Origin of the sequence: Algoriphagus sp. NF, assembly GCF_028823735.1 — a bacterium.
Classification (GTDB): domain Bacteria; phylum Bacteroidota; class Bacteroidia; order Cytophagales; family Cyclobacteriaceae; genus Algoriphagus; species Algoriphagus marincola.
Genome location: NZ_JAPEIB010000022.1, coordinates 1 through 18,277, shown reverse-complemented (window position 1 = coordinate 18,277; position 18,277 = coordinate 1). Strand labels below are relative to the sequence as shown.

Below are 18,277 nucleotides of genomic sequence, written 5' to 3'. Positions count from 1 at the left end.
GTGTCACACCCCAACCTACTTTTTTTATTTAAATTTTAAATCCTACCAACGCATCATAAAGATATCCGAACCTTCCTTGGCCAAGGCGATCAATAACCATATCAGGAAAATAAGCGGAACTATGATCGAATAGAATAATGGCTTCACTTCATCACCGAGGTGCATGAATTCCATCATAATATATTTTGCCTTCCAGATCGTCAGGATGATAAAGAGTGCATAAAGTAGGATGCCTCTGTCCATCGTAAAAGCCATGATAAATTCGGCAACGGTAAGTGCGAGAAGAATACCTGCGGTTTTCCAGATTTTCTTGATCTTCTCGTTATTTCTAGGAACTACTTGTAGCGTAGATTTAGTGTCTTGAACTTCCATAATTGAATATTTTTAGCTTTAGATCAGGTAGAATAAGGTAAATACAAATACCCAAACAAGGTCTACAAAGTGCCAGTATAAACCAATCTTCTCGATCATCTCATAGTGACCTCTACGGTCATATACACCTACAGCTGCCTGGTAAAATGCTAAAAACAGCAATACCACACCTATGGTCACGTGGAATCCATGGAATCCAGTAATGAAGAAGAACAACTGTGCAAATGCAGGAGGCCCATATTCGTTGACCACAAGATTGGCTCCAAATACCGTCTCGGTAACTTCTCTACTCAAAGAATCAATGTAGGTCAGCACTGAACCACTGTCCGTACCATGGATAAAATGAGACCATTCCCAAGCTTGACAACCTAAGAAAGTGATACCACCTAGCATGGTCCAAAGCATCCATTTAACCACATCATTTCGATCATTTCGATGTCCAGCTTCCACAGCAAGTACCATGGTTACACTACTCGAGATCAAAATGAAGGTCATGATACCTACGAATACTAGAGGAGCATGAAATCCATGAAGGAAAGGTACAGCCTCAAATACTAGTTCGGGAATAGGCCAGTATTCATTGGATCCAACGAATGTCTCGGCAGGTCCTGCGTAGGCAGGATAACTGACGCGAATAGCCAAGTAGCTGATCAAAAAAGCAGCAAAGGTGAAGATATCAGAGAGTAGGAAAAACCACATCATGAGTTTTCCATAACTGGCCTTGAGAGGTTCATTTCCTCCTCCCCAGGTGCCCCTCTTTGGGCTTACTCCAATAGCAGTAGAATGCGCAGACATAGATTATTTATTTGTACCAGGTAAATTAATGATTCAATAGCAAAAACATGAATAGATAGATCCACAAGCCTCCAAGGAAATGCCAATACGAGGTGGCCATTTCCATAGTGTTCATGGCCTGCGAGTGGACCTTATATCTAAAGGACGAAATTAATACAATAATCAGAAATATCACACCGCTGATCAGGTGAACAGCGTGCAATCCAGTGAAAACATAGAGAAATGAGCCCGATGGATTACCCACAAAGAATACTTGCCGGTCTACCAAGGCAACCCAACTGTACCATTGTCCCACCAAAAAGACAATTCCCAATAATACAGCCATACTCATTCCGATTCGAAGCTGAGAAAGGTTGTCTTTTTTAGCAGAGATATAAGCCCAATGAAGAAACAGGGAACTTAATACTACTACGCCTGAAGTAAACCAGAAGACTTGAGGTAAATCGTAATCAAGCCAATTTCCCTCTGCTTGACGGACTATATAAGCACTTGTCAAGGCAGCGAAGATCATCACCACAGTCACCATGAAGAGCCATAAGGCAAACTTCTTGGGATGCATAGAGATGGGTTGCTCTACCAGATCAATATATTTTAGTTCTTTTTCCATTTTAAGGTATCTTATCAAGAAGGTAAGCTATTTGCACGATAGGCAAATACAAAAAGGAACCGAACATAATTTTCAAGGCAGACTTCCTAGAGCAATCACGCATCAAGGAGAAAGTTTGTGCCAAAAAGAGTACTCCACATACAGTAGCAACGATACCTGAGTTTAGCCCTGTCAATCCGAAATAGGAAGGCAACAATCCTAAAGGAAGCAGAAACAGGGTGTAAATCATAATTTGGATAGCGGTATTCAAATCCTGTCCACCACCACTTGGAAGTAGCTTGAAGCCTGCACGCTTATAGTCTTCATCACTTACCCAGGCAATAGCCCAAAAGTGTGGAAATTGCCATATAAACTGAATTCCAAAAATGATCAATGCTTCGTAGCCAATCGTGCCAGTCGCTGCAGTCCATCCCAATAGAGGAGGCATTGCTCCAGGAATAGCTCCAACAAATACTGCAATTGGTCCTACTCTCTTCAAAGGAGTATAAACAAAAGCATACAAAACCATACTAAGGATTCCAAGCCAAGTCGTCAATGGATTCGTAAAGATCCAAAGTAAAGAGATACCAAGAATGGCTACGGCTACAGTAAACCAGTAAGCTTCTCTTAGACTAATCAATTGAAGGGGAAGAGGTCGGTTTTGGGTTCGCTTCATGAGCTTATCCAAGTCTCTTTCCATGATTTCATTAGCAGCTCCTGATGCTCCGGAGATTAAGAAACCTCCTAAAGCTAATCCGATGAAGCCAGACCATCCAAAGCTTACACCGGAATCACCCAATATATAGCCAAACACAGCAGAAAAGGTAACCAAAGCGGAAAGCCTCAATTTGATTAAATCTGCATATGCTTTAACGCGGACTAAAAGTCCTTCTATAAAGCTTAACTCCGAAATACCAACGGTCCTCATGAGGGATTTGTAATAAGATTCACATCTTCTTGGGTTCTAAGTTGGAATAGCAATACGAATTGCACTCCGATGATCAAAGAACCCAATAATAAATGAACAGGCTGCAAGAAAGCAGGGATGGCAAAATAAGCCATTCCAATACCTGTTGCTATTTCCATGACGATCACAAGCAACAATGCTTGAGACCATTTATTGACAGGCGATTTCCTTCGGGTATACTTAAATGCCCAGAAGAAATAGAGTAGATGAATTCCCAGAAGCACTAGAGAAAACGATCGATGTATCAAGAAGGTCATACCTATCTGTTCAATCCAAGTATCTCGCATCATTCCTCCCATTGCAAAGGAAATTTGATCTAATTCCTCTCTCACCTGTGTACCAAATACTATTTGTACCACCATTAGGGCCGTTCCAATGACAAGCAACCATTTGACTTTACTTGGAACCTGATCCTCTTTATGATTCTCATACTTTACGAGAAACGCCCTGTGGTTGATATACAGTAACAAAACCACTAAAAGCAATGCCAGAATCATATGAAAGGTGATCATCCAATCCAAGAGATTGGTAGAGACAACAATAGAGCCTATCCATCCTTGAAATAACACCAATACTAGTGATACAATGGATAAAATCGGAATCGTCCGATCAATTTTCCAAAGTTTTAACGATTTCCAGACCGTAAGAATGATAAGAAATCCGATGACTACTCCAATCAATCGATTAATGTACTCGATCCAGGTTTTGGTAGCATTAAACTCCTCCTCGATTAGGATTGTCTTATCATTTGCGATTCTTTCAGCCGCTTTGTCAAATCCAAGCTTGTCAAGTGTAGCTACAAACCTTTCGTTTTTAGCCAGCCTCTTTTCAAGATAAATCTCTTGATAATTTTTTGGGAGCTGATCCACACTGGTAGGCGGAACCAAGCTCCCAAAACATTTTGGCCAATCGGGACATCCCATTCCAGAGCCAGTGCTCCGGACAATGCCTCCAACCAGTATGAGAAAGTAAACAGCAATCACCGTCACCAATCCGGTTCGGCGAAAGCTGTTTAAGTTTTTAAGATTCTTTTGCTTCATTGGCGACTAGAGCCTCAGATTCATCTTTAATAATTTCCATTTCAGTCTTCACTTGCTCCTGCTCATGTGGCAGATTGGATTCAGGCGTAGCGGAAAGTGGAACGGTCTGAGGGATGAAGTCTTCTTCTGCTCCAGGCTTGGAGTAGTCATATGGCCAACGATAAACAGTTGGAATTTCTCCAGGCCAGTTGCCATGTCCAGGGACAATTGGAGTTGTCCACTCCAAAGTAGTAGATCTCCATGGGTTGGAAGATGCTTTTCTTCCACGATACATAGAATAGAAGAAATTGAATAGGAAGATAAACTGAGCAGCAAAAGTGATAATTGCAGCTACAGATACGAACATATTCAAATCAGTATACATGTTTGAGAATTCAAACCCAGTCCATGAATAGTATCTTCTTGGGAAACCTGCAATACCGATGTAGTGCATTGGGAAGAATACCATATAAACTCCTACGAATGTCAACCAGAAGTGAACATATCCAAGACGAGCATCCATCATTCTACCAAACATCTTAGGGAACCAGTGATAAACACCGGCCACTAGACCGAAGAAGGAAGCAGAACCCATTACCAAGTGGAAGTGAGCCACTACGAAATATGTGTCGTGCAACTGAATATCAATGGCTGAGTTTCCTAAGAAAATACCAGTCAAACCACCTGAGATAAAGAAGGATACTAGACCGATAGAGAAAAGCATCGCAGGCGTAAAGATCAAGTTACCTCTCCATAGCGTAGTGAGGTAGTTGAATACCTTCACCGCAGAAGGAATCGCAATGATCAAAGTCAAGAACATAAAGATCGATCCCAAGAATGGATTCATACCTGACACAAACATGTGGTGAGCCCACACGATAAATGAAAGGATTGTAATACCCAACATGGAAATAATCATCGCCTTGTATCCGAAAATTGGTTTTCTGGAATTGGTTGCGATTACTTCAGAGGTAATACCCAATGCTGGAAGCAATACGATGTAAACCTCAGGGTGACCAAGGAACCAGAACAAGTGCTGATACAATACTGGGCTACCACCGGTGTTTGGAAGGGCTTCACCCCCAATGTAAATATCCGACAAATAGAAAGAAGTACCAAAACTTCTATCAAAAACCAACAGAAGAGCTGCCGCAAACAACACAGGGAAAGACAACAATCCAATTACAGCTGTCAAGAAGAAAGCCCAAATCGTCAAAGGAAGTCTTGAGAAAGACATACCTTTTGTTCTAAGGTTAATGACAGTAGTGATGTAGTTAATACCTCCAAGTAGTGATGAAGCAATAAAGAAAGTCATTGCAACCAACCACAAGGTCATTCCCAATCCTGAACCAGGAATAGCCTGCTCAAGCGCAGATAATGGTGGGTAAACTACCCAACCACCGCCGGCAGGACCGGTTTTAATGAATAAGGAAATAAACATGATCACACTGGATACAAAGAAGAACCAGTATGAAAGCATATTCATAAAGCCTGAAGCCATGTCACGGGCTCCAATTTGCAAGGGAATCAAGAAATTGGAAAAAGTACCACTAAGACCTGCAGTCAATACGAAGAATACCATGATCGTACCGTGCATAGTCACTAGGGCCAGATAGAATGTTTGATCCAATTGACCTGTTTCGGTAATCCATCCTCCTAACAGCGGTCTCAACCACTCCAGATTCATATCAGGGAAACCCAACTGAAGTCTGAATAGTACAGACAAAAGACCACCTATAAGTGCCCAGAATATACCAGTAATCAAGAATTGCTTTCCGATCATTTTATGATCGGTACTGAAAATATATTTGGTCACAAAATTATCATGATGCTCATGATCATGATGATCATGGGCGGTGTCATGTGTCGCAACAGATGCTGTAGCCATAATTAATTATTTTGTGTTGTTTTCTTATTGAATTTCTGCCACTTCTTTTACTTCTACTTCTATCCCTTCAGCCAAGGCAGGATTCATTTGAAGGAAAGTCTTCTGCTCAGTCAGCCATTTCTGATATTCAGCAGGCTCGACCACCTCGATCACTCTTCTCATTGCATTGTGACCTCTACCGCAAATTTCCGTACATGCAATCTCATAATTGAAATCCGGATTCTTCAACTCTGCCCGCATTTCAGCAGTAGTTTTATTTGGTACAAACCAGAATCGAGTAGGCATTCCCGGTACTGCATCCATTTTCAACCTCATGTGCGGAGCAAAAACAGAGTGCAATACATCACGTGCACGGATTTTGAATAATACCGGTTCGCCTTTTGGAATTACTACTTTTGGAGAAGGAAAGTCGTCCACAGACTTTTGATCTGTGAAATCAATTCCCATAGGGTTGATTGCAGATGTCAATCGATAATCATTGTCTCCCAATACTTTATCCTGACCAGGATATCGAATATCCCAAGCAAATTGATAACCCATCAATTCGACAACATGAGCATTCTCAGGAGCAGGAGCTGTAATATCTGACCATGCCATCCAACCAGTAATAACCAGAACAGTCAAGACTAAAGCGGGAACAGTAGTCCAAATAACCTCAAGTTTATTGTTTTCTGGATAAAAGGATGCCTTACGATCTTCTTTGTATTGGTATTTGTATGGGAAAACGAAGAGCAAAATGTGAGTAATAATGAATATCACTCCTGTCACTGCCATCGTGATCCAGAACAAACGGTCCGTAACCACTCCATGCTCAGAGGCAATTGGAAGTTGGTAATTATCAAACTCCTTGATTGAATACCAAAACATCAATCCTCCAACAGCCACCAAAAACACCAAGAACAAGAAGGCATTAACCTTATTACTTCCGGATGCGATTTTCTTGTCAGAACCTTTTACAACAGATACCAATGTCTGGATTCGGTATACCATCCAAACAATTGATAAAAGGAGAACAACCCCTACTGCAATTAGAAATCCGTACATATTTTTACTTTTTCGGGTTTGATTTAAATGTGATGTTGATAGCTTTCTTCAAGCATCGGGTGATTTTTAGGGATTAGATTTCCTTTAGCTAAGCCTCCAAGCACAACCAACGCCACCGCTGAGCCATAAACAAGGAACATTCCTACTTCCATCAATCCTACACCTCCATTATGACCTAGGGTACCTGGCTGAACCATCAAGAAGAAATCCACCCAGTGACCTACGATTAGAAGCGTACAAACAAGTTTTAAGAATACTCCGTGTCTTTTTGCATCTCTTGTCATTAAAACTAAGAAAGGCAGGACAAAGTTCATCGCTATGTTTACGAAAATGAACCCTCCATACACGTCAGAAGTCAATCTCTCAACAAAATAAACTGTTTCTTCAGGTATGTTGGCATAATAGATCAAAAGGAACTGTGAAAACCACAAGTAAGTCCAGAAGATAGAGAAGCCAAAAACAAACTTTCCAAGGTCATGAACATGGTTTTCATTCACCATTTCAAGATAGCCTTTGCCTTTCAAGAAGATAACTGCAAGTGTGATCGCAGAAAGACCTGCTACAAACCAAGAAGAGAATACGTACCATCCAAATAGCGTAGAGAACCAGTGCGTGTCAATTGACATCACCCAATCCCACGCTGAAATAGAAGAAGAAACTGCAAAGAATACTAAGAAGTAAGCTGACCAGCTTCTCATTTTAAACCAATGCGAAGTACCACCTAATTGATCTTCTGCAGCAGCTATTTTCTTGAATTTCGAGAAGAAGAAAACCCAGAATCCAAAAAACACAACCATTCTTACAATGTAGAAAATCGGGAATGTGCCCTTTTCCATCGGCCAGTAAAAGAAAGCGCCTTTTCCGTCAATGATCTTATCATATTCTGCAGAGTTCTTATCGAACAACTCTGCATGCCACCAATGGAATAAATCATGACCAGCTACGAAGAAAGTTACAATCATCAAAACTGCAGCGATTGGTAACCAATTTCCAAACGCTAACATTACTCTAGTGATTGGTGCTGACCAACCTGCTTGAGCAGCATATTGAATAGCAAAGAAGAATACACCTACAATGGCAATACCTGTGAAATAGACATTATTGATCCAAATATTAGCATACAAGCGCTGATACCAATGGAATGCATGTCCTCCAGCCTCTGCACCTTCTTCTGCATGACCACCACCCATCATAGCTAATACAATTCCCACAACCAACAAAGCAGCCCCTATCAAAAGGACCGTCATGATGGATTTTTTGATTCCTGGGGTGAAATCAAATTTTTGATCAAGGTTGAAATTTTGAACTTCGTGAGCCATGATTATTGCTTCTGAATTACTTGTTTAACATAGGAAACGATCTTCCAGCGATTTTCTGGAGTGATCTGAGAACCATGAGCTCCCATTCGTCCTTTTCCTTTTGTGATTACATGGAAAATGTGACCTTCTGGCAAATTGATATACGCTCCACCTTTAAGGTTAGCAACACCACCGATGATTTCACCTACTTTTCCATCACCTTCTCCTCCTTTTCCGTGACAAGATGAGCAGTATTGGTTGTAAAGAGTTTCTCCCTCTTTTACAATAGCATCATCCACAGTCAAAGGATTTTCAATAAGAGCAGCTTCCTCCAATTCAAATGTCTTCAATCTGTACGGAAGCATATCATATTTATTTCGAGGCACTGTACCTTCGACAGGCTCGCGCATGTTCATCCCATTGGGATTGTGTACGTTACTGTTGAAAAACTCCCCTTTACCATCTTCTCTGTTAGAGAGCCAAGAGCCTTGACTTTCATCCTTGATCTGAGTAAGTGGTTCGTAGGCTACAGAATGGTACATCTGTGGAGCATATTCCAATCCAGGATTGTCTTCACCAGCACTACAGCCAGCAAAAACAGCTCCTACAACTGCCATTCCCAAGATTCCTAGTGTGTTCTTTATCGTCATTTTATCGGGAATTACTCGTCAAAACTTTTATTATTCACTTCAGTAGCACCGGAAGACTTCAAAATCTCTTTGATTTTTTCCTGATCCATAGCGCTATTGTTCGCAATGTCAATTGCCATTACGTGCTTATCATCGGTGATTCTTACATCGAAGATTCGCGGTTGTGCCCAAGGCTTCAAATTAGAACTCACCATAAAAACTCCTACCATTCCGAAAGCAGCAAGTAATACAGTCATCTCAAAAGAAACTGGAATGAAATCCGGGAAGGCTGCGTAATCCTTACCACCAATGATCATTGGCCAGTCAAACTTCATCATGTAAAACTGCATCGTCAAAGCAAGGGAAGTACCCAGCATTCCAAAAAGGAAAGCTGCGATAGGAAGTCTACTTCTCTTATAACCAAGTACATGCTCCAGACCGTGAACAGGATAAGGGGAATACACCTCATGGATTTTCACACCACTGGATCTTACTTGTTTTACTGCGTCAAGAAGAACGTCTTCGTCTTCATATACGCCCAATACAAAATGAGTATCTCTTTCCATATTATTTAGCAGCTTTTTCGGATGATGATTTCAATACAGACTTTACTTCAGCCATGTTGATCACAGGAAAAAACTTAGCGAACAAGAAGAACAAGGTGAAAAACAGTCCGAAGGTAAATAGATAGACTCCAATGTCAGCCCAAGTTGGGTAGAACATCGCCCAAGAAGAAGGCAAGTAATCTCTGTGCAAGGAAGTCACGATAATTACAAATCGCTCAAACCACATCCCGATATTCACTACAAGTGATAGGATAAATGTAGCCACGATAGAAGTCCGGATTTTCTTGAACCAGAACAACTGTGGTGAAATCACATTACAAGTCATCATAGACCAGTAAGCCCACCAATAAGGTCCTGTTGCACGGTTGATAAATGCATACTGTTCTGCTGCCACTCCTGAATACCAAGCGATGAAGAATTCTGTAATGTAAGCTATACCTACAATCGAACCGGTGATGATGATCACGATATTCATCAATTCGATATGGCCCATAGTAATGTAATCTTCCAGTTTAAATACTTTTCTGGTGATAATCATCAGGGTCAATACCATAGCAAATCCAGAGAAGATCGCACCTGCCACAAAGTATGGAGGGAAGATCGTCGTGTGCCAACCTGGAATCACGGAAGTCGCAAAGTCAAAGGATACGATCGTGTGTACAGAAAGTACAAGCGGTGTAGCCAAACCTGCCAAAATCAAGGAAACGGATTCATAACGCATCCAAGTTTTTGCTGCTCCATCCCATCCAAAGGACAAGGCACCGTAGATAGTTTTTCTCAAGCCAGTAGCTCGGTCACGGATCGTTGCAAAATCTGGGATCAAACCGATGTACCAGAAAACAAGCGATACGGAGAAATAAGTCGAAATCGCAAATACGTCCCAAAGGAGCGGTGAGTTGAAGTTAACCCAAAGCGAACCAAAGGTGTTGGGAAGAGGAAGTGCCCAATAAGCTCCTAACCAAGGACGACCCATGTGAATAACCGGGAACATCGCCGCACAGATTACAGCGAAGATAGTCATCGCCTCTGCAGCTCGGTTAATGGATGTTCTCCACTTTTGTCTGAATAGCAAAAGTACGGCTGAGATCAAAGTACCGGCGTGACCGATACCAACCCACCACACGAAGTTGGTGATGTCCCAAGCCCAACCAATGGTCTTGTTGAGTCCCCACATTCCAATTCCTTCCCAAAGGGTAGCAATCAATGCGATGGAACCAAGTCCCAATACACCAGCTGCTGTCAAAAAGGCAAGGAACCAAGATAGTGACGGCTTTCCTTCTACTTGACGTGACACATCATGGGTGACGTCATGATAGCTTTTCCCGCCGGTAACTAAAGGCTCTCGTACGGATGAAGTAACCTGCATAGTTTATAAAATTATGATTACGCTTCGTTTTTGTCTTTATTTCTGATTTTGGTAAAGTACCAAACGTTTGGACTCACGTTGATCTCTTCCAATACGTGGTAAGCCCGCTCTTCATTTACTTCCTTCAGAGCAGAAGTTGAGTTTTCTTCTATCTTCAAGAGCTTGGATACACGGCTTTCCGGATCATTCATATCTCCGAATACCAAAGCATCGGTTGGACATGCTGTTGCACAGGCCACGTTGATATCTCCGTCTTTTACTTTACGCTTCTCACGCTTAGCCTCCAGCTTACCAGCTTGAATTCGCTGCACGCACATGGAGCACTTCTCCATCACACCTCGAACTCGTACAGTCACGTCAGGATTCAATACCATCTTACCCAAATCATCGTTTTGAGCTACATTGACTCCTGCGAATTGAGTATTGTCATGGTATTTGAACCAATTGAATCGACGAACCTTGTAAGGACAGTTGTTAGCACAGTAACGCGTACCGATACAACGGTTGTAAGTCATTTGGTTCAACCCTTCAGAAGAGTGAGTGGTCGCAGCTACTGGACATACAGTCTCGCAAGGTGCATTATTACACTGCTGACACATCATTGGCTGGAAGGTAACTTCTGGATTTTCAGAAGCTTTTTCCAAACCTGACAAATCATCTGCTGCAGCATCTGAAGAGTAATATCTATCGATACGGATCCAAGCCATCTCACGACGATTCAAGACCTCTTCTTTACCTACTACAGCGACGTTGTTTTCTACTTGACAGGCTACAGAACAAGCCGAGCAGCCGATACAGGAGTTCATGTCAATGGCTAATCCCCAGTGATGCTGAGAATATTGATGCCCTTTCCACAGGGAAATCTTAGATGGCTTGATGAATTCACCTTCCTTGTAGATTTCCGGCTTGTATCGCCCTGCAGAAGCATCTTGCTTGTATTCTGAAAGCGTAGCTTCCTGAATCACGTTTTCACGTGCCATGAAAGTCTGATGTGTCTGCGTTCTTGCAATTTTATAAGAATCACCAGTTACCTCTACAGTCACTCCAGAAGTAATATCAAAATTCACAAAGCCAGCAGAAGCATCAAGCAATTCGTAAGCATTCACACCTACGCCATTTGCAACCCTACCTGCCTTTGTTCTTCCGTATCCAAGGGCCAAACCAAAAGTACCTTCAGCTTGACCTGGCTGGATCAAAATTGGAACAGTGATTTTTTTACCGTTGATAGTTACAGAAGCTTTGCGAGTATTTTCTTCAATCATGGTTACTCCATTATCGGAAGCCCATTTTTGAGATACTGTCAAATAATTGTCCCAAGTAGCCTTGGTGATCGGATCCGGAGTTTCCTGAAGCCAAGGGTTATTGGCAAAGGTACCATTTCCGATAGCTACTTTAGGATATACAATCAGTTCTGCTCCGGAATTATCAGCACTGTAAGTTCTAGCTACTGCTGTAGCAGCCTCAGTGACATCTCCAATAGGAGCAAATGGAATACCCTCTCGCTCTAGTGCCAATACACCGTTGTAAAGTGATTTATCCCAGAAAGTCTGGAATGAATCCAAAGTCGCAACTTGTGTGTAGAGACCTGTTTCCCAGTTATTTCTTAGGAAATCGTAGTAGTTTGTGGTTTCTCCTGCCCAAACCAAAAGTGACTCCTGCGCCTGACGGGTGTCAAACAGCGGAGAAATGGTTGGTTGAGAAAGTGAATAATGACCTGGTTTTGGCTCGAAATCATTCCAAGCTTCTAGGAAATGATGATCCGGAGCAATCGCTCCCACCAATGAAGCCGTCTCATCCATGGTCATGTTTGTCGCCAAAGAGAAACGAGCCTTAGAAATACCTTCCGCTAGTTCTGCACCTCTTGGATGATCATATACCGGGTTACAGTTATGGAAAATAACAGCTCCTACTCGACCTGCATTGAGGTCAGTGATGAACTGATTCATTTTAGCATCATCTCCTTTTCTAAAGTTAACAGGAGTAGAAAAATCAACTGTAGCTCCATTGTTTCCAAGCAATTCATTGATTGCGTGGATGACAGTTTGAACGTTTGGATCGTTAGAACCTGAAACAACCAAAGAAGCACCTCTGGAAGCCCAAAGGTCATTAGCTGCTTTTTCCAAATTAGCTACTTCAACTGCAGGAGCAGATACCGTAGCAGCGCCAGCTTTTCGAGCAAGCATATTATAAAGAGCCAAAACAGCCAATCCGCTTTGGGAAGCTTTGATTGGTGAACGATAGTCTGCATTGGCACCTGTTAGAGACAAATTGGACTCAAACTGGTAATGACGAGACATCTCAGGACGCTCTTTGCTGATTTTACGAGTCTTAGCATACTGACCAGCAAATTCGATCGGAGATATCCAAGTTCCTAGGAAGTCAGCTCCGAAGGAGACGATGGTCTTTGCTTTGTCAAATGAATAAGAAGGAACTACCGCTTGGCCGTACATTGATTCTGAAGCCTTGGCAATTCCATAATTTGAAAGTGGATCATACATAATGACCTCTGCACCTCCTATTGATTCAGAGAACAGGTTCAATGCTTTCAGAGTAGAAGGAGAAAGTACGGTGTTGGAAACGATCTTTACATTTCCAGCAGCAGCGACTTTTGATTTCACCTCTGCATCCAAACTTGCCCAATCTGTATTTTCACCAGCCAAATACGGTCCAGTCAAACGCTCTTTATCGTAAAGCGAAAGAACTGAAGCTTCTACGATGGCATTTACTTTTCCATTATTAATAGGTGAAAGCTTATTACCATCGATCTTGATTGGTCGACCCTCTCGGGTTTTCACTACGATCGATGCATAATCTCCACCGGAAGAGAAGGTAGATGCGTAGTAGTTAGGGATGGATGGGTTGATATCAACAGGCTTGTTGACGTAAGGGATCGCCTTTCGCACAGGAGCCTCACACGCTGCCAAAGAAGCAGCTGCCAAGCTAAAGCCCATCATTTTCAGAAAGTCTCTCCTGGATGCGTTTCCGTCTTCGGAAATCATGGATGGAAGCTCTGGGAACTCCCTGTCTGCATTCTTAACAAACTCCGGATCGTTGCTGAGTTGCTCCAGTCCTTTCCAGTATGTTTTCTTAGTTTCCTTCATTTTATGATCTAGGAATAGATTTCAGATTTTTTTAGTAATGACACTTAGCACATTCCAAACCTCCGATGTCCTTCACTTTCAAGGCATCTTTTGAATCAGAGTGAAGCTGTACCAATTTGTCGTAGTACTCGTTTCCTTGCGCATTGATTTCGGTCTGACGGTGGCAGTCGATACACCATCCCATGGTCAGAGATGAGTACTGATAGACAACTTCCATTTCCTGGATAGGACCGTGACAAGTTTGACACTCAATTCCTCCCACTTTCACGTGCTGAGAGTGATTGAAGTAAGCCAAGTCAGGAAGATTGTGAATTCTCACCCATTCAATTGGCTGATTGTTATCAATTGCGTCGTAGATCTTTTGGATCTCTGGAGAAATACCATCTTGGCCTTGTACGTTCTGTACGTGCATGTGACAGTTCATACAAATATTGGCAGATGGAATATTTGCGGATTTACCAATCTCTACCCCAGTATGGCAATACTGACATTCGATCTCAAGAGTACCAGCATGCAGAGCATGAGAATAAGCTATAGGCTGAGTAGGAGCATAACCTTGCTGCACACCTACTGTATATAGCCCATCAATGGCAGTTTTAGCAACCAATGCCACCACCAAGGCAGTTACAATGATGATAAAAGCATCGCTCTTAAATACTTTTCCAAACTCAAACTTCTGAGATACAAATTCTTTATCTGTCTCGTCGAGATCCTGCTTATTGACATATTTGGTCAGGATTGAAATAATCAATCCCAAGACTACGAGGATCAGGAACAGAACAATGACCAAAACCACAATGATAATGGTGAGGTATTGAGTAGGGATTCCTCCTCCTCCTCCAGCACCAGCTTCACCACCCGCGGCAGCGGCAGCAGCAGCTTCAGCAGCAGGGTCTACCTTGTCTCCATATTCGATGTATGCCAAGAGATTGTCCAAATCTGTATCAGACAAAAACTCATGAGATGGCATCATCAGATTGTTGTACTCTGCATAGAGATTGTTGGCATACTCATCACCTGAGGCGATTACTGCCTGAGAGTTCTTGATGAAACTCTTAGCCCACTCGATGGATCTTCTGTCGGTAATACCTCTCAAGGCAGGCCCAACAGCCTTTTGATCCAATTTATGACAAGTCTTACAGTTTGCGTTAAAAACAGACTTACCTGCCGAGATGGCTTCCTCACTGTCGCTTACTGCCGGATCTGCGGCGAAAACCTGTCCGCCCAAGAACAGGAAAAACAGCAATGCCAGTGTGTGGAATTTCAATGGAACTCCTACTAACGAGCGTTTGGATAACATATTATAGCTAATTAAATAGTTTATTCGGTCTTCAATAACCCCTGCAAAGGTAGTATCCGGGGTTTATTTTTCAAATACGGACAATATTTAAACAATCAAGCTCAAACTCGATGATTTATGAATATAGTCAATTGATTTACAATTACTTACCACAGTTAATTCCTAAAGGTTTTAATTTAGAATCTTTATAAATAAATACAATTTACCCCTACCAAATTTCACCTATTATATCTGCTATAAATCCTGTATTCAAATTGAATAAATCCTGCTTATGGACTTCGAAAAAAGTCATGAAAATTCGAGGATCGATTTTGGCTTACAAGCCAAATATAGCTACCTTTGCCCACCGATTACGATTTGCTTTCGAGAGTTAAAAGCTCTGAAACTATTTCATTACTGCAAATTGTTTTCAGTAAAATCAGATTGGTCGCGTGGCCGAGTGGCTAGGCAGAGGTCTGCAAAACCTTGTACAGCGGTTCGAATCCGCTCGCGACCTCAACAAAAAAGCATCCTATTAAGGGTGCTTTTTTTATTTCTATTATCTCTTCCTATCAAAACCTTGTACAGCGATTAGAACTTGCCTACCGAAGGAAGGCAGGCCTGCCAAGGGCAGGTCCAGTCACAACCTCACGCTAAGGCAATCTTCTGACTGATATACCATAAGCACCACCAAACAAGTCGTATTCAAAGCTAAGGATCAGAAAAATTTCGAACCAAAAAAAACGCCGACTTTTCAGCCGGCGTTTTCAATTATTTGAAGATATTTCTTCTAGATTCTAAAATCTAGCTTCTTATTTCTTGCCTTCCATTTTCTCTTTCAACTCTGCCAAAGCATCCAAATCACCTAGGGTAGACTTTTCAGCTGGCTCAGAGGAAGAAGTTTCTTTCTTCTTAGGAGCCTTCTTAGCAGGAGCAGGCTTCACGTCTTCACGGAAAGTAGCTGTGTGAGAAAGGACAATTCGCTTGTCATCCTTAGAGAATTCCATCACTTTGAAATCCAAAGACTCTCCAACCTCAACTTGAGATCCGTCTTCTTTCTCCAAGTTTTTGGAAGTAGCGAAACCTTCTAGTCCGTACGGAAGCTCCAATACTGCACCTTTGTCATTCTTAGAAACAACAGTACACTTGTGATCAGAACCGATTGGGAATACATTCTCGAAAGTATCCCATGGGTTCTCTTCAAGCTGCTTATGACCCAAGGCCAATCTTCTGTTTTCTACATCAAGCTCCAATACAGCTACATCAAGCTCATCACCAACTTTCACAAACTCAGATGGGTGTTTGATTTTCTTAGTCCAAGAAAGGTCAGATACGTGAACCAAACCGTCGATTCCCTCTTCCATTTCTAGGAAAAGACCGAAATTGGTCAAGTTACGAACCACACCTTTGTGCTTGGTACCTACCGCATATTTGGTAGACATATCTTCCTTAGTCCAAGGATCTTCGGTCAATTGCTTAATACCCAAAGACATCTTTCTTTCATCCTTGTCCAAAGTCAATACAACTGCTTCGATTTCGTCTCCTACTTTCACGAAGTCAGCTGGGTTTCTCAAGTGCTGAGACCAGCTCATTTCAGAAACGTGGATCAAACCTTCAACTCCAGGAGCCAACTCCAAGAACGCACCGTAATCAGCTACATTGACGATTTTACCTTGTACTTTGGAACCAACCTCTAGGCTACCTGCCAAAGAATCCCAAGGATGAGAAGTCAATTGCTTCATACCTAGTGAAATACGCTTCTTGTCATCATCGAAGTCCAATACAACGATCTGTACTTTCTGATCAAGCTGCAATACTTCTTCTGGATGATTGATACGTCCCCAAGAGATGTCTGTGATATGAAGTAGACCATCTACACCACCCAAATCGATGAATACACCGAAATTGGTCATGTTCTTGATCACACCTTCCAACACTTGACCTTTCTCTAGGTTGTTGAGGATTTCTGCTTTTTGCTTCTCGAGATCTTTCTCGATCAAGACTTTGTGAGAAACGACTACGTTATCGTTAGCGTGGTTGATTTTCACCACTTTCACTTCCATTTTCTTACCTACATAGATATCGAAATCTCTGATAGGCTTCACGTCAATCTGAGAACCTGGCAAAAAGGCTTCTACACCGTAGATATCTACGATCAAACCACCTTTGGTTCTACGCTTTACTAGACCTTCGATCACGCTGTCATTTTCGAATGCGCTCTCGATGTCCTGCCAAGCCTTGACGATCTTGGCTTTTTTACGGGAAAGGATCAACTGACCCAAAGCATTCTCCTGCTCTTCGATGAATACTTCTACTTCGTCACCTGGCTTGATGGATTCCAAGTCACGGAATTCGTTCAATGGAACCAAGCCATCGGATTTGAAACCAATGTTGATGATCACGTCCTTGTCGTTCACACCAACTACAGTTCCTTTGATCACTTCTTTCTCAGTGATCTCGTTCAATGTACCCTCATACATCGCGGCCATTTGCTCACGCTGCTCTTTGGAGTACCCTTCTCCGAATCCTTTGGTCTCGAAGTTTTCCCAGTTAAAATCTGAATTGTTTGACATAATAGTGTTTGATCCTTGTAATTCCGGACCACTTCCGGATCATGAAGTGGCGGTTTTTTGTTTGAAGATCAATGCTTTAGACTATTCCAAAGCACCCCGCTCACCCGAACGGACTGCAAAGGTACTGATTTTCTTTTATTTCAAATCAGGGAAATATTAAAATGATTACGTGTCTTTGCAGAAGTACTCTGCATCAGTTGCAAATTTTTCTCATTCCCTCTAAACTTGAACACCCAAAAAAAGTCCCGCAACCGCGAGACCTTCAAGCAAAGAGCTAAAATCACTTATTGATTGACAATCAAAAATTAATCTGATAACCTAACTGTGCAGCAAAAAATGATCCTGTAGCATCATGATACTCAGAGTAGCGTTCTCCTTTGAAGGATATAGAGCTATAACTAACTGAATATAAACCCTCGCCTAGCGCCAATCCATAGGTAAAAGATGCATAAATTCTGTTCTTCCCCAATATCCTGAAAACACCAACCTCAGGACGGATGTGCCAAATTGCATCTTTTCTCGTTTGAAATACGCGCATATCATGCGCTAATAGCTCACTGACTGTACTCTGATCTTCACGTATCATCACTCCTTGAAAACGAATTCCCTCCTCACTAATTAAGGAATAAACTCGTTCACCGTCGATAGAGAGTCTAGTAGTAGAGATTCCTGCCGAGACATACGTTCCCCATTTGCTATCTCCAAAATATAAGTCCTTTCCAATACTAGCAATCAGCTGGGGATTGAGTGTTTGCCCTCCCAAAGACTTTGTCCCTCCCTTGATTCCATTCAAT

The 18,277-nt window shown here is 42.0% G+C and carries 15 protein-coding genes and 1 tRNA gene; 1 reads left to right on the top strand and 15 read right to left on the bottom strand.

The window, feature by feature from the left end; genetic code table 11:
- Window positions 1-42: 42 nt before the first annotated feature.
- From OU792_RS11640 to OU792_RS11580, 13 genes are read right to left on the bottom strand one after another with little or no spacing between them, the layout of a single operon-like run.
- Window positions 43-372, bottom strand: a complete 330-nt coding sequence (locus OU792_RS11640; RefSeq protein WP_026946993.1) for a cytochrome C oxidase subunit IV family protein — start codon at window positions 370-372, stop codon at window positions 43-45.
- 18 nt (window positions 373-390) lie between these two features.
- The gene (locus tag OU792_RS11635; protein ID WP_026946994.1) at window positions 391-1,167 is read right to left on the bottom strand and encodes a cytochrome c oxidase subunit 3; all 777 of its coding nucleotides are present in this window, start codon (window positions 1,165-1,167) and stop codon (window positions 391-393) included.
- A gap of 25 nt (window positions 1,168-1,192) precedes the next feature.
- The gene (locus OU792_RS11630) at window positions 1,193-1,774 is read right to left on the bottom strand and encodes a cytochrome c oxidase subunit 3 (RefSeq protein WP_026946995.1); all 582 of its coding nucleotides are present in this window, start codon (window positions 1,772-1,774) and stop codon (window positions 1,193-1,195) included.
- Between the two features lies 1 nt (window position 1,775).
- Complete coding sequence (gene cyoE / locus OU792_RS11625) at window positions 1,776-2,681, bottom strand: heme o synthase (protein ID WP_274670252.1); 906 nt, start codon at window positions 2,679-2,681, stop codon at window positions 1,776-1,778.
- Window positions 2,678-3,760 carry a COX15/CtaA family protein gene (locus OU792_RS11620; protein WP_274670251.1) on the bottom strand — a complete coding sequence of 361 codons (1,083 nt, stop codon included), beginning with the start codon at window positions 3,758-3,760 and terminating at the stop codon, window positions 2,678-2,680. Before OU792_RS11620 ends, cyoE begins: the two co-directional genes overlap by 4 nt.
- Complete coding sequence (locus OU792_RS11615) at window positions 3,741-5,627, bottom strand: cytochrome c oxidase subunit I (protein ID WP_026946998.1); 1,887 nt, start codon at window positions 5,625-5,627, stop codon at window positions 3,741-3,743. Before OU792_RS11615 ends, OU792_RS11620 begins: the two co-directional genes overlap by 20 nt.
- Before the next feature lie 24 nt (window positions 5,628-5,651).
- Window positions 5,652-6,671: a cytochrome c oxidase subunit II gene (locus OU792_RS11610; protein ID WP_026946999.1), complete on the bottom strand. Its 1,020-nt coding sequence runs from the start codon at window positions 6,669-6,671 to the stop codon at window positions 5,652-5,654.
- Window positions 6,672-6,694: 23 nt separating this feature from the next.
- Entirely contained in the window at window positions 6,695-7,990 is a 1,296-nt protein-coding gene (locus OU792_RS11605; protein ID WP_026947000.1) for a hypothetical protein, read from the bottom strand.
- A gap of 2 nt (window positions 7,991-7,992) precedes the next feature.
- Complete coding sequence (locus OU792_RS11600; protein WP_274670250.1) at window positions 7,993-8,619, bottom strand: c-type cytochrome; 627 nt, start codon at window positions 8,617-8,619, stop codon at window positions 7,993-7,995.
- Window positions 8,620-8,630: 11 nt separating this feature from the next.
- Window positions 8,631-9,164 carry a DUF3341 domain-containing protein gene (locus OU792_RS11595; protein ID WP_026947002.1) on the bottom strand — a complete coding sequence of 178 codons (534 nt, stop codon included), beginning with the start codon at window positions 9,162-9,164 and terminating at the stop codon, window positions 8,631-8,633.
- Between the two features lies 1 nt (window position 9,165).
- Window positions 9,166-10,530 carry an NrfD/PsrC family molybdoenzyme membrane anchor subunit gene (gene nrfD / locus OU792_RS11590; RefSeq protein ID WP_024283465.1) on the bottom strand — a complete coding sequence of 455 codons (1,365 nt, stop codon included), beginning with the start codon at window positions 10,528-10,530 and terminating at the stop codon, window positions 9,166-9,168.
- Window positions 10,531-10,547: 17 nt separating this feature from the next.
- Entirely contained in the window at window positions 10,548-13,631 is a 3,084-nt protein-coding gene (locus tag OU792_RS11585) for a TAT-variant-translocated molybdopterin oxidoreductase (protein ID WP_274670249.1), read from the bottom strand.
- Between the two features lie 31 nt (window positions 13,632-13,662).
- Window positions 13,663-14,931 (bottom strand): c-type cytochrome, encoded by a 1,269-nt coding sequence (locus OU792_RS11580; protein ID WP_134199828.1) that lies wholly within the window; start codon window positions 14,929-14,931, stop codon window positions 13,663-13,665.
- Window positions 14,932-15,356: 425 nt separating this feature from the next.
- On the opposite strand from OU792_RS11580, the gene OU792_RS11575 reads away from it, so the two are divergent.
- Window positions 15,357-15,427, top strand: a tRNA-Cys gene (locus OU792_RS11575).
- A gap of 295 nt (window positions 15,428-15,722) precedes the next feature.
- Here OU792_RS11575 and rpsA read toward each other — a convergent pair.
- On the bottom strand, window positions 15,723-17,483 hold the full coding sequence (gene rpsA / locus OU792_RS11570) for a 30S ribosomal protein S1 (RefSeq protein WP_026947005.1): 1,761 nt from the start codon (window positions 17,481-17,483) through the stop codon (window positions 15,723-15,725).
- Window positions 17,484-17,781: 298 nt separating this feature from the next.
- The coding region (locus tag OU792_RS11565; protein ID WP_274670248.1) for a hypothetical protein at window positions 17,782-18,277 on the bottom strand (496 nt) is incomplete at its 5' end.